This window comes from Flavobacterium sp. Sr18 (genome assembly GCF_011064265.1).
GTDB lineage: Bacteria > Bacteroidota > Bacteroidia > Flavobacteriales > Flavobacteriaceae > Flavobacterium > Flavobacterium petrolei.
The window spans coordinates 1,131,211-1,144,592 of record NZ_CP049329.1; the positions used below are offsets into that span (position 1 = coordinate 1,131,211).

The 13,382-nt window shown below is 34.6% G+C and carries 11 protein-coding genes, 2 tRNA genes and 1 rRNA gene; 9 read left to right on the forward strand and 5 right to left on the reverse strand.

Going from position 1 to position 13,382, the window contains the following annotated elements; genetic code table 11:
• Window positions 1-75: 75 nt before the first annotated feature.
• From G7A72_RS05050 to G7A72_RS05060, 3 genes are all read right to left on the reverse strand, one after another.
• Window positions 76-149, reverse strand: a tRNA-Ala gene (locus tag G7A72_RS05050).
• A 91-nt stretch (window positions 150-240) separates the two neighbouring features.
• Window positions 241-314 (reverse strand) — tRNA-Ile (locus G7A72_RS05055).
• A 124-nt stretch (window positions 315-438) separates the two neighbouring features.
• Window positions 439-1,952, reverse strand: a 16S ribosomal RNA gene (locus G7A72_RS05060).
• Window positions 1,953-3,168: 1,216 nt separating this feature from the next.
• Between G7A72_RS05060 and thrS the strand changes: the two genes are divergently transcribed.
• From thrS to G7A72_RS05105, 9 genes are all read left to right on the forward strand, one after another.
• Window positions 3,169-5,115 carry a threonine--tRNA ligase gene (thrS, locus tag G7A72_RS05065; RefSeq protein ID WP_165151680.1) on the forward strand — a complete coding sequence of 649 codons (1,947 nt, stop codon included), beginning with the start codon at window positions 3,169-3,171 and terminating at the stop codon, window positions 5,113-5,115.
• Window positions 5,116-5,131: 16 nt separating this feature from the next.
• Window positions 5,132-5,689 carry a translation initiation factor IF-3 gene (infC, locus tag G7A72_RS05070; protein WP_370273076.1) on the forward strand — a complete coding sequence of 186 codons (558 nt, stop codon included), beginning with the start codon at window positions 5,132-5,134 and terminating at the stop codon, window positions 5,687-5,689.
• A 100-nt stretch (window positions 5,690-5,789) separates the two neighbouring features.
• A complete protein-coding gene (rpmI, locus tag G7A72_RS05075) occupies window positions 5,790-5,987 on the forward strand; it encodes a 50S ribosomal protein L35 (RefSeq protein WP_022827375.1) in 198 nt (65 codons plus the stop codon).
• Window positions 5,988-6,087: 100 nt separating this feature from the next.
• Window positions 6,088-6,432 carry a 50S ribosomal protein L20 gene (rplT, locus tag G7A72_RS05080; RefSeq protein WP_073016805.1) on the forward strand — a complete coding sequence of 115 codons (345 nt, stop codon included), beginning with the start codon at window positions 6,088-6,090 and terminating at the stop codon, window positions 6,430-6,432.
• Between the two features lie 150 nt (window positions 6,433-6,582).
• A complete protein-coding gene (locus tag G7A72_RS05085; RefSeq protein WP_165151681.1) occupies window positions 6,583-8,304 on the forward strand; it encodes an ATP-binding protein in 1,722 nt (573 codons plus the stop codon).
• An 11-nt stretch (window positions 8,305-8,315) separates the two neighbouring features.
• A complete protein-coding gene (locus tag G7A72_RS05090; RefSeq protein WP_165151682.1) occupies window positions 8,316-8,984 on the forward strand; it encodes a response regulator in 669 nt (222 codons plus the stop codon).
• A 160-nt stretch (window positions 8,985-9,144) separates the two neighbouring features.
• Window positions 9,145-9,432: a 2-succinylbenzoate--CoA ligase gene (locus G7A72_RS05095; RefSeq protein ID WP_165151683.1), complete on the forward strand. Its 288-nt coding sequence runs from the start codon at window positions 9,145-9,147 to the stop codon at window positions 9,430-9,432.
• A 65-nt stretch (window positions 9,433-9,497) separates the two neighbouring features.
• Entirely contained in the window at window positions 9,498-9,809 is a 312-nt protein-coding gene (locus G7A72_RS05100; protein ID WP_165151684.1) for a hypothetical protein, read from the forward strand.
• Between the two features lie 934 nt (window positions 9,810-10,743).
• Window positions 10,744-11,547: an endonuclease/exonuclease/phosphatase family protein gene (locus G7A72_RS05105; protein WP_165151685.1), complete on the forward strand. Its 804-nt coding sequence runs from the start codon at window positions 10,744-10,746 to the stop codon at window positions 11,545-11,547.
• Between the two features lie 32 nt (window positions 11,548-11,579).
• On the opposite strand, the gene G7A72_RS05110 is transcribed toward G7A72_RS05105, so the two are convergent.
• Window positions 11,580-12,422, reverse strand: coding sequence for an isoaspartyl peptidase/L-asparaginase (locus tag G7A72_RS05110; RefSeq protein WP_165151686.1), 843 nt, complete (start codon window positions 12,420-12,422; stop codon window positions 11,580-11,582).
• Window positions 12,423-12,478: 56 nt separating this feature from the next.
• Entirely contained in the window at window positions 12,479-13,351 is an 873-nt protein-coding gene (locus G7A72_RS05115) for a cyanophycinase (RefSeq protein ID WP_113665510.1), read from the reverse strand.
• Window positions 13,352-13,382 lie beyond the last annotated feature (31 nt).

Sequence of the window (13,382 nt, forward strand, 5' to 3'; positions counted from 1 at the left end):
AAGCAAAAAATGCTTTCTACTTTTTATTATTTTCTTATCTCAATATGTCAATGAACTTTTATCCTTTCGGATCTGTGGAGAATAACGGAGTCGAACCGTTGACCTCCTGCGTGCAAGGCAGGCGCTCTAGCCAGCTGAGCTAATCCCCCAATCTAATTATGAATTGTGAATTATGAATTATGAAATATTTTCATAACTCCTCAACTCTAGAATTTCTTCTTTTCTTTTAAGTGTAAATTGTTGTCTCGGACAGACTCGAACTGTCGACCCCTACATTATCAGTGTAGTACTCTAACCAGCTGAGCTACGAGACACTCTTATTCTTAAATGGTATTATTTGAACTAACAGCAAGAGTAATAAAATGTTGGTATCTGTTTCCAACTTGAACTTTCGTCTTCTTTCCCTAGCGTGTATTGCTACTAACACTAAGGCTCTAGAAAGGAGGTGTTCCAGCCGCACCTTCCGGTACGGCTACCTTGTTACGACTTAGCCCTAGTTACCAGTTTTACCCTAGGCAGCTCCTTGCGGTCACCGACTTCAGGCACCCCCAGCTTCCATGGCTTGACGGGCGGTGTGTACAAGGCCCGGGAACGTATTCACCGGATCATGGCTGATATCCGATTACTAGCGATTCCAGCTTCACGGAGTCGAGTTGCAGACTCCGATCCGAACTGTGACCGGTTTTATAGATTCGCTCCTGGTCGCCCAGTGGCTGCTCTCTGTACCGGCCATTGTAGCACGTGTGTAGCCCAAGGCGTAAGGGCCGTGATGATTTGACGTCATCCCCACCTTCCTCACAGTTTGCACTGGCAGTCTTGTTAGAGTTCCCGACATGACTCGCTGGCAACTAACAACAGGGGTTGCGCTCGTTATAGGACTTAACCTGACACCTCACGGCACGAGCTGACGACAACCATGCAGCACCTTGTAAATTGTCTTGCGAAAAGTCTGTTTCCAAACCGGTCAATCTACATTTAAGCCTTGGTAAGGTTCCTCGCGTATCATCGAATTAAACCACATGCTCCACCGCTTGTGCGGGCCCCCGTCAATTCCTTTGAGTTTCATTCTTGCGAACGTACTCCCCAGGTGGGATACTTATCACTTTCGCTTAGCCACTGAGATTGCTCCCAACAGCTAGTATCCATCGTTTACGGCGTGGACTACCAGGGTATCTAATCCTGTTCGCTACCCACGCTTTCGTCCATCAGCGTCAATCCATTAGTAGTAACCTGCCTTCGCAATTGGTATTCCATGTAATCTCTAAGCATTTCACCGCTACACTACATATTCTAGTTACTTCCTAATAATTCAAGTCAGACAGTATCAATGGCCGTTCCACCGTTGAGCGATGGGCTTTCACCACTGACTTACCTGACCGCCTACGGACCCTTTAAACCCAATGATTCCGGATAACGCTTGGATCCTCCGTATTACCGCGGCTGCTGGCACGGAGTTAGCCGATCCTTATTCTTACGATACCGTCAAGACTCTACACGTAGAGTTGTTTCTTCTCGTATAAAAGCAGTTTACAATCCATAGGACCGTCATCCTGCACGCGGCATGGCTGGATCAGGCTTGCGCCCATTGTCCAATATTCCTCACTGCTGCCTCCCGTAGGAGTCTGGTCCGTGTCTCAGTACCAGTGTGGGGGATCTCCCTCTCAGGACCCCTACCCATCGTTGCCTTGGTAAGCCGTTACCTTACCAACTAGCTAATGGGACGCATGCTCATCTTTCACCGTTGTGACTTTAATATCATGTTGATGCCAACTCGATATACTATGAGGTATTAATCCAAATTTCTCTGGGCTATCCCTCTGTGAAAGGTAGATTGCATACGCGTTACGCACCCGTGCGCCGGTCTCTAATTCCGAAGAACTATACCCCTCGACTTGCATGTGTTAAGCCTGCCGCTAGCGTTCATCCTGAGCCAGGATCAAACTCTTCATCGTATATTGTTTGCTTGATTACTCAAGCTATTGTTATTCGACTAAATTCTAGTGGTTTTTTCAAATCTTCCGATTCTATTACTCTTATTCTTTTGTTCTAAGATCTCTCTTAAAACGGCTGTCAATTCAATATGTCTAGGAACGTGTTCTTATCTTGTTTTTTAACTCCTTTTAACACTTGTTAAAGTGTTTCTCGAAGCGGGTGCAAAAGTACAACTTTCTTTTTAACTGACAAGAAAAATTTGAAGTTTTTTTTAAGATAAATTTTATCTCGTTTACTTCTCTTTTCTTATCAATCTGTCAAGGAACTTTGCGCGTTTTGCGGGGTGCAAAGGTAACATCCGTTTTCTAATCTCACAAGCTTTTTTAATCTTTTTTTGAAAATAAATTTTCTACTTTGATTAACTTTACTTGCCAGTATTTGAAAGAACCTCTGCGTCATTGCGGGTGCAAAACTAGCACCTTTATTGCGTTATTCAAGCTTTTTTAAACCTTTTTTTTACCCTTTTCTTAACTTTATCTTTAAACTGCTGAAAACATGGTTTTTGAATGCCAAAGTTTTTTAAACAAAACAGCAATCTATTAGCCGATACACGACATTTCAATCCAAAATCGCCGATTTCAGTACGATCGGAAGCTTTCAACTTCCCTCTTTTATTTACTAAAGCTTTAGAAATTCAATCCTTGTTCATGTTATAACAGCTCTTCAACGCGCATTACTCCTTCAAAGCAGTCTGCCTTTAAAGTATTCGAACAAAAAAACTACTCTAGATCAATAAAATGGTTTTATGCTGTACATTGTATAGTAACAAAAATCGCTTTTCTAGTCTCTACTATATATGGTAAGATCATATACGTCAAAACAACAAAAAACTCTGGTTTACCGAAACCCGCGTTAGGGATAGCAGCGTAAAGCCCACAGTCCCGTCGAGTCTCAAACTCAATGGAACGAGGACTTGAAGCGAATAGCCCGCCTTATAAAATACAGAGAGGCGATTACCCTTTACGATAATCGCCTCTCTGTATTTTATAAGGAACGCCAAAATGAAACTCTAATTGAAACGGATGGCAGGAAACAGCTCGCAATAGAAAAAACACCTCTTTACCTATATATAAGGAGTACCGACTTTGTATTTACACCTATATAGCAACAAACCTTACATATATATTGTATGTATTTCTGCAATGCTCTATATTTGCATTCTTAAAATATTAAACAATGATTAAGATTACTTTACCCGATGGGTCAGTTAAAGAGTTTGCTTCAGGGGTAACACCGATGGATGTTGCCAAAAGCATAAGTGAAGGATTTGCCAGAAATGTGATTTCGGCATCATTTGATGGTACAACTATAGAAACCACAACTCCTTTGACGACGGACGGTAGTCTTATATTATATACATGGAATGACGAAGGTGGAAAAAAGGCTTTTTGGCATTCTACCTCACACGTAATGGCACAGGTTTTAGAGGAAATGTATCCAGGGATAAAATTAACTCTTGGACCAGCAATATCTAATGGATTTTATTATGATGTAGATTTTGAAGATCAAAAAATCACAGATGCTGACTTCAAAAAAATTGAAGATCGTGTTCTTGAAATAGCAAGAGGAAAGCACGAGTTCAAACTACGACCTGTTTCTAAAGCTGACGCTTTGGAACTATATAAGGATAACGTTTACAAAACTGAATTGATCACTAATCTTGAGGACGGAACAATTACGTTTTGCGATCATGATACGTTTACTGATTTATGTCGCGGTGGTCACATTCCAAATACCGGAATAATCAAAGCGATGAAAATAATGAGCGTTGCCGGTGCTTACTGGCGTGGTGATGAAAAAAACAAACAGTTAACCCGTGTTTATGGAACTTCGTTTCCCAAACAAAAGGATTTAACAGAATACCTTCTATTATTAGAAGAGGCAAAACGTCGCGACCATAGAAAACTAGGAAAGGAATTGGAGTTATTTGCTTTTTCACAAAAAGTTGGAGCAGGTTTACCATTATGGTTGCCAAAAGGTGCTGCGTTGAGAGATCGTTTAGAACAGTTTTTGAAAAAAGCACAGAAGAAAGCGGGTTATGAGCAAGTAATTACGCCACATATAGGTCAAAAAGAATTGTATGTCACTTCAGGTCATTATGCAAAATATGGTGCAGACAGTTTTCAACCCATAAGTACTCCAGCTGAAGGAGAAGAGTTTTTGTTGAAACCGATGAACTGCCCTCATCACTGTGAAATATATAATGTACGTCCATGGTCTTACAAGGATTTGCCAAAGCGCTATGCTGAATTTGGTACGGTTTACAGATACGAACAAAGTGGCGAATTACACGGTTTGACTCGTGTAAGAGGTTTTACTCAAGATGACGCGCACATTTTTTGTACTCCGGAACAACTTGACGAAGAGTTTAAGAAAGTAATCGACTTGGTACTCTATGTATTTGGTTCATTAGGATTCGAAAACTTTACAGCTCAGATTTCTTTGAGAGATAAAGAGAATAGAGATAAATATATAGGTAGTGATGAAAACTGGGAAAAAGCAGAAAATGCCATCATTAATGCCGCTGCAGACAAAGGTTTGAAAACCGTTGTTGAATATGGCGAAGCTGCTTTCTATGGCCCGAAGTTAGATTTCATGGTGAAAGATGCTTTGGGAAGACAATGGCAGTTAGGAACTATTCAAGTAGATTATAACCTACCAGAACGTTTTGACTTGACCTACAAAGGATCTGACAACGAATTACATAGACCGGTGATGATCCATAGAGCTCCTTTTGGTTCAATGGAACGATTTATAGCTATTTTACTGGAGCACACTGCAGGAAATTTCCCGCTTTGGTTAATGCCAGAACAAGCTATAATATTGTCTTTGAGCGAGAAATATGAAATATATGCGAAAAAAGTTTTAGATTTGCTAGAAAATCACGAAATTCGCGCCCTCATTGATAATAGAAACGAGACAATCGGGAAGAAAATCAGAGATGCCGAAATGCAAAAAACCCCGTTTATGTTGATCGTAGGCGAGGAAGAAGAGAAAAACGGAACCATCTCTATCCGTCGTCACGGACAAGAAGGAAAGGGAAATATCAGCGTTACAATAGAAGAATTTGTTGCTATTGTAAACGAGGAAATCAATAAAACATTAAAAGTATTCACAGTTTAACTTAAATTATAAAGTCATAGCAATAAGAAGCAACAGAGGTTACCAACCTCGCGTAGAAAAAAAAGATGCCCACAGAATAAACAGTCTTATTCGTGGTGTACAAGAAGTGAGACTTGTAGGTGAAAATATTGAGCCAGGAGTTTTTAAACTTTCAGAAGCTTTAAGATTAGCTGACCAATTTGAATTGGATTTAGTTGAGATTTCCCCTAATGCTGAACCTCCGGTTTGCAAAATCATGGATTACAAGAAATTTGTTTACGAGCAAAAGAAACGTGATAAGATCCTAAAAGCGAAATCTACACAAGTAGTCGTTAAGGAAATTCGTTTCGGACCTCAAACAGATGAGCATGATTATGAATTTAAGAGAAAGAATGCAGAAAAATTCTTGAAAGAAGGAGCCAAATTGAAAGCTTTTGTTTTCTTTAAAGGGCGTTCTATTATTTACAAAGATCAAGGTCAAATCTTACTGTTAAGACTAGCAACAGATCTTGAGGAATTTGGAAAAGTAGAAGCGATGCCAGTTCTGGAAGGAAAGAGAATGATTATGTTCATTGCTCCGAAGAAGAAGAAATAAATACGTCATAAGTTCAAAAGTCTTAAAGTTAGACTTTATGACTTTTGACTTTAAGACAAAACGATAAGTAAGTAAGAATAAATTAAAACACTAGGAAAAAATGCCTAAAATGAAAACCAAATCTAGCGCCAAGAAACGTTTTAAAGTTACTGGTTCTGGAAAGATTAAAAGAAAGCATGCTTTTAAAAGTCACATCTTGACTAAAAAATCTAAAAAACGTAAATTAGCATTGACACACTCTGCGCTAGTTCACAAAACAGATATGAAAAGCATCAAACAACAATTAAGAATTATTTAATAATTCTTTAGGTTAAAACAATTTAAAATAACCTTGGAGTATGGCCATTAAGTGCTTTTGATTCAATTCAAGCCGCCTACTACAAAAAAACAATAAAATTATGCCAAGATCGGTAAATTCAGTTGCTAAAAGAGCAAGAAGAAAAAAAATAATGAAGCAAGCCAAAGGTTTCTTTGGTAGACGTAAAAACGTTTGGACAGTTGCTAAGAATGCGGTAGAGAAAGCAATGTGCTACGCTTACCGTGACAGAAAAGTGAACAAAAGAAATTTCCGTGCTTTATGGATTCAACGTATCAACGCTGGAGCTAGATTGGAAGGAATGTCCTATTCACAATTCATGGGTAAAGTAAAAAAGCATAATATTGAATTGAACCGTAAAGTTCTTGCAGATTTAGCGATGAACCACCCAGAAGCTTTCAAAGCAGTACTTAATAAAGTAAAATAAACGTTTTATCAACTCAATTTAGATTACTTACTTATAGAAAAACCTCAATCGAAAGATTGGGGTTTTTTGTTTATAATTCAATTTTAAAATTGACACCATATATACATCAAATAACTTTTGTAATAAAGTTATTTGATGTAATTTCGAAAAATGTTTTTTAAAAAATTATACTTCCCCGTTTACATCGCCGTATTAATAGTCCTTACATTTTTACAATCCTGTAATAAAAAGCCTAAAGACAGCACTCCAAAAAAATTTGATCGAGTAGAAATTAATAAATTTTTAGAACTAGGTTATAAACACCATGAAAGCTTAAAATATGACAGTTCTTATTATTATTTTAATAAAGCTAAGTTTGTTGCTGAAATAAAAAAGGATACTTCCGTAATTATTCATTCACTAGGATGGATGGCACAAATTCAAAATAATTTAGGAGATTATTCTGGCAGTGAGACTACAGCTATCGAAGCCCTTCATTTGTTAGAAAAAACAGACAAATATCCTTATGGAGAAACGAACATTTACATCACTTTAGGTAATACTTATCTACAAACATATGATAATGACAATGCCATATTTTATTTCAATAAAGCTATCAACTCAAAAACGGATGAGAATATAAAATCTGGTATAAAAAATAATATAGCTATGGCCTACACGGAAAAAGGTAATTATAAAAAAGCTATCAAGATTCTCATTCCGTTACTTTTAAATAAAAAAGAAATAAACAGCCCAGAAACATTGGCTAGAATCAACGATAATTTAGGACATGCCTATGACAAAACAGCAAACCCTAAAGCATTATACCATTTAAATTTAAGTTTAAATATTAGAGAAAAAATAAAAGAATACCACGGTATTTCTTCTAGTTATATAAATCTTTCACAATATTATAACAAAAAAAATAAAAATCTATCTCTTTATTATGCAAAACTAGGATATTTATCAGCCGTTAAACGAAAAAACATACTTGATCGTATGATTTGTTTAGAATTATTGATACAAAACAGTTCAGGAGATGAGTTAAAAAAACATTCACTCGCTTTTATCCATATAAATGACAGCATCAACAAAGTTAGGCAAAAAGCCAAAAATCAATTTGCTAAAATCAAATACGATTTTACAAAAGAAAAGGATGAAAATCTAAAATTAAAAGCCCAAAAAGAACTTGAATCCGAAAAACAAAAAAAGAAAAATATACTTCTATATGCTATAGTTGCAATTATTACTGTGGTTAGTATCATGATAACAAATCTAATACTAATTAAAAACAGAAGAGAAAAAATAAAAGTCTCCTACAATACTGAGATTCGAATTGCAAAAAAATTACATGACGAATTGGCTAATGATGTATATCATACAATGGCTTTTGCTGAAACACAAGATTTATCGGACATTCACAATAAAGAAATACTAATTTCAAATCTCGATACCATTTATTCAAGAACACGAAATATTTCTCGAGAAAACGACACCATGGAAACCGGCCGATTGTTTATGTCTAATTTGAAAGAAATGATGTCTGGATTTAATACAGCCTATGTAAACGTGATATCAAACGGTATTGAAACAATTAATTGGAAAACCTTAGAACAAAATAAGAAAATAATCGTTTACAGGGTGCTACAAGAAATACTCGTCAACATGAAAAAGCATAGCCAAGCTAGTTTAGTTGTATTAACTTTCAAAAAAAATAAAAATAAATTACAAATTGATTATACTGATAACGGGATTGGAGCAACGTTTGAACAATTAAATTCAAAAAATGGACTGCAAAATGTGGAAAACCGTATTAAATCTATAAAGGGAACAATTACTTTTGATAGTAAATCCAACAAAGGATTTCGAATACATATTGTTTTCCCAATATAATACCAATTCCTATGTTCAAAAAAGTTTTAGTTGCCGAAGATTTAGACTCTATAAGCATTGCCATAGTTAAAGCACTTGAAGAACTTGCTATCCTAGAAATTCATCATGCCAAATACTGTGATGACGCTTTTTTAAAAATAAAAAAAGGGCTACATACCAATACACCTTATGACTTACTAATTAGTGATTTATCATTTAAACCAGACCATCGAGAAAGTAGATTTTCATCTGGAGAAGAACTTATTGAAGCTGCAAAAAAACTCCAACCAGACCTCAAAACTATTGTATTTTCTATTGAAGATAAATCCTTTAGAATAAAATCTCTCTTTACAAACTTAGAAATAAATGCTTATGTTTCTAAAGGTAGAAATAGTATACCCGAACTCAAAAAAACAATTCAACGTATTTATAACAATAAAGAAGAAAAATTATCTACTGAATTGTGTTTAGCTTTAAGAGATAATTCTCTTTTTGAAATTGAGTCGTATGACATAGCGCTTTTGAAATCATTATCAAAAGGATTTACTTTAGAGAATATCTCATCTGAATTTAAAGAATCAGGAATTGTACCTAATGGCAGTAGTAGTTTGGAAAAACGTATCAATAAGCTCAAAATATATTTCAAAGCTAATAATAATGTTCATCTTATCGCAATAACAAAAGATTTAGGACTGGTCTAATCTACATTTTTACTCTTCATAAAGCTAAAGTCTAAAGAATAATTGAATTATTTCTGCCATTGTTTAATGTTTTTATTAAAAAATGATGCTTTTACGGTTTCCCGTAAGGATATGATTTATAAAGATCTTAGGTTTATCCCATAAATTTAAATCAATATAAATGGCCAATTTTACAAGAGAAGATTTAGCATTTTCAGGATATTCTCAAACTATAAATCTGCAAAATAACACAAATCACATTGAAATTCTTGACCGCATTTATGTTGATAAAGTAGAAGAATATGAAGTAATTCATTTTTGCAATGAGTTTTTGAAAAAATATAAAGTACCCCAAACAAAAGCAAGTTTTCAAAAAGTAGAAAGCTTTTTACAACATTCCGCATTAGAAAACGAGGTTTATAGAATTCAATTACAAGACTGGATTGCGAGCAATTGGATAAAAATATAACAATTATTTTATTTTTTATCAGATTTAAAAATCGGAATGAAATTGAAAATACCATACCTCTTAAAATGAAAAAAAACATCCTGTTAGGTCTTCTACTTGTAATATTGTTTTCTTTTCCTTCAAAACAATCGTTACAAATTCATTTAGAAAAGGTTCCTAAATATGAAGATGATGGTTCATTGACTGACAAACTTAACAACAAAATTTTAATCTCCGAACAAGATATTAATCTTGAAATTTTTGAGAAATGGAATAAAAAAAACACAGCTGGCATTTTTACAAATCAAAAACCAATGAAATGTTCCTCAAGACAACGAAAAGGGAAAATTATTTATTCCAAATACTGCACAGAAAATTATAAAACAGAATTTGAATAATATTTTTATCGGCAAATGAGGAAAACCGTAGACTAATGATTTTTTAAGATTGTAAGTTTGAAATCAATTACTAATCTAATGGAATTATTACTTTTTTTCAATTTTGATCTATTATTTTCACTACAAGTTGCTGTAATCCTAATAGGAGCTGCTTGGCTCTTTTATTTGGTATATCAGATTTTGAAAAATAAATAAGATTATTGAACATGAACCAAAAAAAATGTAGAATGACTAGATCATAGAAATGAATAAAAATAAACTCTACTACAGAATAATTTTTAAAAATAAATTCAAGGAAATTACTTTAGCAGAACGCGGAATAATTTTAAATAAAAGAGGAAAAATAAAAAAAGAAGTCTTATTTTCTGAATTGGATCAAATTTATATTTCAGTACATAAAATGAAGCTAAGTAATAAATTTTTAATAATCTTAGTGCTACTCTTTTCTGGACTATTTTCTCACTTATATCTACAAGTTGACATACCAATCATTCTCGCGTACTTGACAGTCATTATTTTCATTTTAAAAATGAATAAATTCAGAAACTATACCTTACAAATACGTCTATAAAACGGACAGACTTTTGAAAAAAAATAGCTGTAAAATTAAAACAAGAAGCTATAGATCTTATAAATAAAATTCGAAAAGAGATTTATGACTCTAAAGTTAAAAATAGTACTAAAATCTCAATTGAAATTTGTGTCTAAATAATATATCCTCAGAAACTGCTAATTCTTTATCAAATAGGTATCTTCAATACGTTTACGTTTTAAATAAAAATAAATAATCTTCTTAACAAAACAAGAGACAGTTTATCATTAAAGTGAATCCTTACCTATCTTTACATTCAAATCTGAAATAAAAACTAGAACTTATCGTGAAGTTTCTTTTTTTACAAAGTCATTTTAAATTAAAATATTCTGTTCCTAATAAATGAAATACAGCTATTCCTTCCTGTTCCTACTCATTGCTTCTTTTACTTTCTCCCAAACGAAACTCGTTTCCTGGAATATCGAAAACTTTGGAAAATCAAAATCTGAAGAATCGATCAACTATATTGCAAATTCACTGAGAGAATATGATATTGTCGCCATACAGGAAGTCGTGGCAGGATATGGTGGCGCGCAGGCTGTAGGCAGATTGGCGGATGAACTTAATCGTAAAGGAGCAAAATGGGATTATGTGATTAGTGATCCTACCAGTAGCAGTGCTTATAAAACTGAACGATATGCTTTTATCTGGAAAACGAGTAAAATTAAAAAAATAGGAAAAGCCTGGTTGGAAAAAAAATACCATTTAGAAATAGACAGAGAACCCTATTTCTGTACGTTTCAATATGAAAACAAACAATTTACAGTCGTTAATTTTCATGCAATAACAAAGAAAAGACAACCTGAAACCGAGATTAAATATTTTAAATTTCTACCGGATGAATATCCCAATTTAAATTTAATTTTCGCGGGTGATTTTAATTGTCCGCAATCACATACTGTTTTTAATCCTTTGAAAAAAATGGGCTATCAGTCAATTTTGGTTGACCAAAAAACATCGCTGAAACAAGAATGCAAAAACGATAATTGTCTGGCTTCGGAATTTGATAATATGTATTTCAAATCTTCGAAAGTAAATACTATAAATTCAGGAATTATTCCGTTTTATAAAAACTTCAATTCTTTAAAAGAAGCCCGAATAATCTCTGACCACATTCCTATTTGGTTTGAATTTTCTTTGAATTAATACTAAATAAATATCCCTTTGAACAGAGAATATTACTCAAAAACTTCAAATTTATCGCCGTCAAAACTGGCAAAAACCATACTCGGGTGCGAATCCTGATGAAACATATTTCCTTGACTGTCAATGGCAATGGCGCCAGCAAAACCATCATAAGGTTTTAATTCATTGAACGTTTTAGTAAAAGCTTCCTGTAATGAAAAACCATCGGTAACTCGAGTCACAATTTTTGTTGCTGTGGCATTACTCACAATATCCTCACCTACTCCCGTCAAACTCACGCCACAAAATGCATTAGCATAATTCCCGGCTACAGTAGCTGAATCTGAAATACGTCCCGGAATTTCAAATCCTTTTCCGCCAGTTGAAGTTGCGACAGCAATTTTTCCAGTGGCATCTAAAGCCACACATCCCACAGTTCCCGTTCCCAATGATTTTACTTTCGCTTCATACTCCGCTCTTCTTTGTGGAATTTCGGTTGAAAAAGCTTCAAAACCATGTTGGCGTGCAAAATTAGTAGCTCCACTTCCGCCTAAAACTCTGTCGTCATATTGCATCAATAATTGGGCAATATGAACAGGGTTTTTCACTTCTTCGATATTGATAACGCCACTCATTTTCTGAGTTTCGCCATCCATAACGGCGGCGCTCATTCTAATTTTTCCGTCACTTTGTATTTGGGATCCAATTCCGGCATTGAATAATTCGTCATCTTCCAGAAGAGAGACCGCATAAACAACTGTTTCTAATGCGGAATGCGTTTGTAAAAAGGCATAGGAATCTTTTACAATTCTTTCTAACGCATTTTGCTTGGCAACTTTTGTTTCGTGATTGGTTGATGATTCCGAAAAAAAACCACCATGTATAATTAATTTCATAATTGATCGAAGCCTTTTAGTTTACTGTGTAAAATCTGTTATTCGCAAACTAACTATTATAGGTAATGAGAAGATTGAATGTGCATTTTATGTGTTTCAAGATTGTAAGTGTCAAATTTACTCATAACGTGTGTTACCAAATGTGAAATGGATATTGGTTGTCCTAATTCTACTTTCGTTAAATTAGTATCTTTTATTTCGCGACCATCTACTAAAATAACCAAACCGGAACCTATAGCTTCCATTTCTTTATTATTAGTAATTAGCAATCCTGTATCCTCACCTAAACCTATTCCAAGCACTCTCGGATTTCCTACAACAGCTTGAAAAAGTCTGCCGATTCTTCCACGTTGTACAAAATGAGTGTCGATAATGACACCATCAATTAAACCCAATCCGCTCGAGATTTTTACTTCACCTTTCAATAAAGCTTCGGAGCTACTTCCTTGATAAATCATGTTATTAGAAGCTGCTGCCGCTCCAGCCGAAGTTCCTGCATAAATGAATTCTTCATTATGGTATTTATCCAATAACAGATCATGAAACGGTGTTCCTCCTAGAATAGAACTCAATCGCAACTGATCGCCTCCGGTAAACATAACAATATCTGCCGCCTGCAATCGAGCCAAAACCTCAGGATCAGCGGCTTGTTCTCGCCTTTCGATATGCAAAACAGCAATGTTTTTTGCGTTCAAATATTCAAAAGCCTTCACATACTCAGGTCCGATTTCGCGTGGAATAACAGAGGCGGTTGTAATAACCTCTATTCGTGATTTTTCTTTATGTTTTGATTCATTTAATATCCTTTTTAGAATTCCAGTTTCAAAAAAGTTTAAATTATTGGTTGCATTTTTATCTAAATCGGTTTCCGTAAAACTTCCTTTATCTACTGCACCGCCTATTATTATAAGTTTTCCTAATATATTCATTTGGTAAAAATAACCAAAAAGATAAAAAAAG

What these genes read in the sequence shown, in the direction of transcription:
- G7A72_RS05115 (WP_113665510.1), bottom strand. Translation starts at nt 13,351, where the DNA reads ATGAATATATTAGGAAAACTTATAATAATAGGCGGTGCAGTAGATAAA.
- G7A72_RS05110 (WP_165151686.1), bottom strand. Translation starts at nt 12,422, where the DNA reads ATGAAATTAATTATACATGGTGGTTTTTTTTCGGAATCATCAACCAAT.
- G7A72_RS05090 (WP_165151682.1), top strand. Translation starts at nt 8,316, where the DNA reads ATGTTCAAAAAAGTTTTAGTTGCCGAAGATTTAGACTCTATAAGCATT.
- thrS (WP_165151680.1), top strand. Translation starts at nt 3,169, where the DNA reads ATGATTAAGATTACTTTACCCGATGGGTCAGTTAAAGAGTTTGCTTCA.
- G7A72_RS05085 (WP_165151681.1), top strand. Translation starts at nt 6,583, where the DNA reads ATGTTTTTTAAAAAATTATACTTCCCCGTTTACATCGCCGTATTAATA.
- G7A72_RS05105 (WP_165151685.1), top strand. Translation starts at nt 10,744, where the DNA reads ATGAAATACAGCTATTCCTTCCTGTTCCTACTCATTGCTTCTTTTACT.
- G7A72_RS05095 (WP_165151683.1), top strand. Translation starts at nt 9,145, where the DNA reads ATGGCCAATTTTACAAGAGAAGATTTAGCATTTTCAGGATATTCTCAA.
- G7A72_RS05100 (WP_165151684.1), top strand. Translation starts at nt 9,498, where the DNA reads ATGAAAAAAAACATCCTGTTAGGTCTTCTACTTGTAATATTGTTTTCT.
- rplT (WP_073016805.1), top strand. Translation starts at nt 6,088, where the DNA reads ATGCCAAGATCGGTAAATTCAGTTGCTAAAAGAGCAAGAAGAAAAAAA.
- rpmI (WP_022827375.1), top strand. Translation starts at nt 5,790, where the DNA reads ATGCCTAAAATGAAAACCAAATCTAGCGCCAAGAAACGTTTTAAAGTT.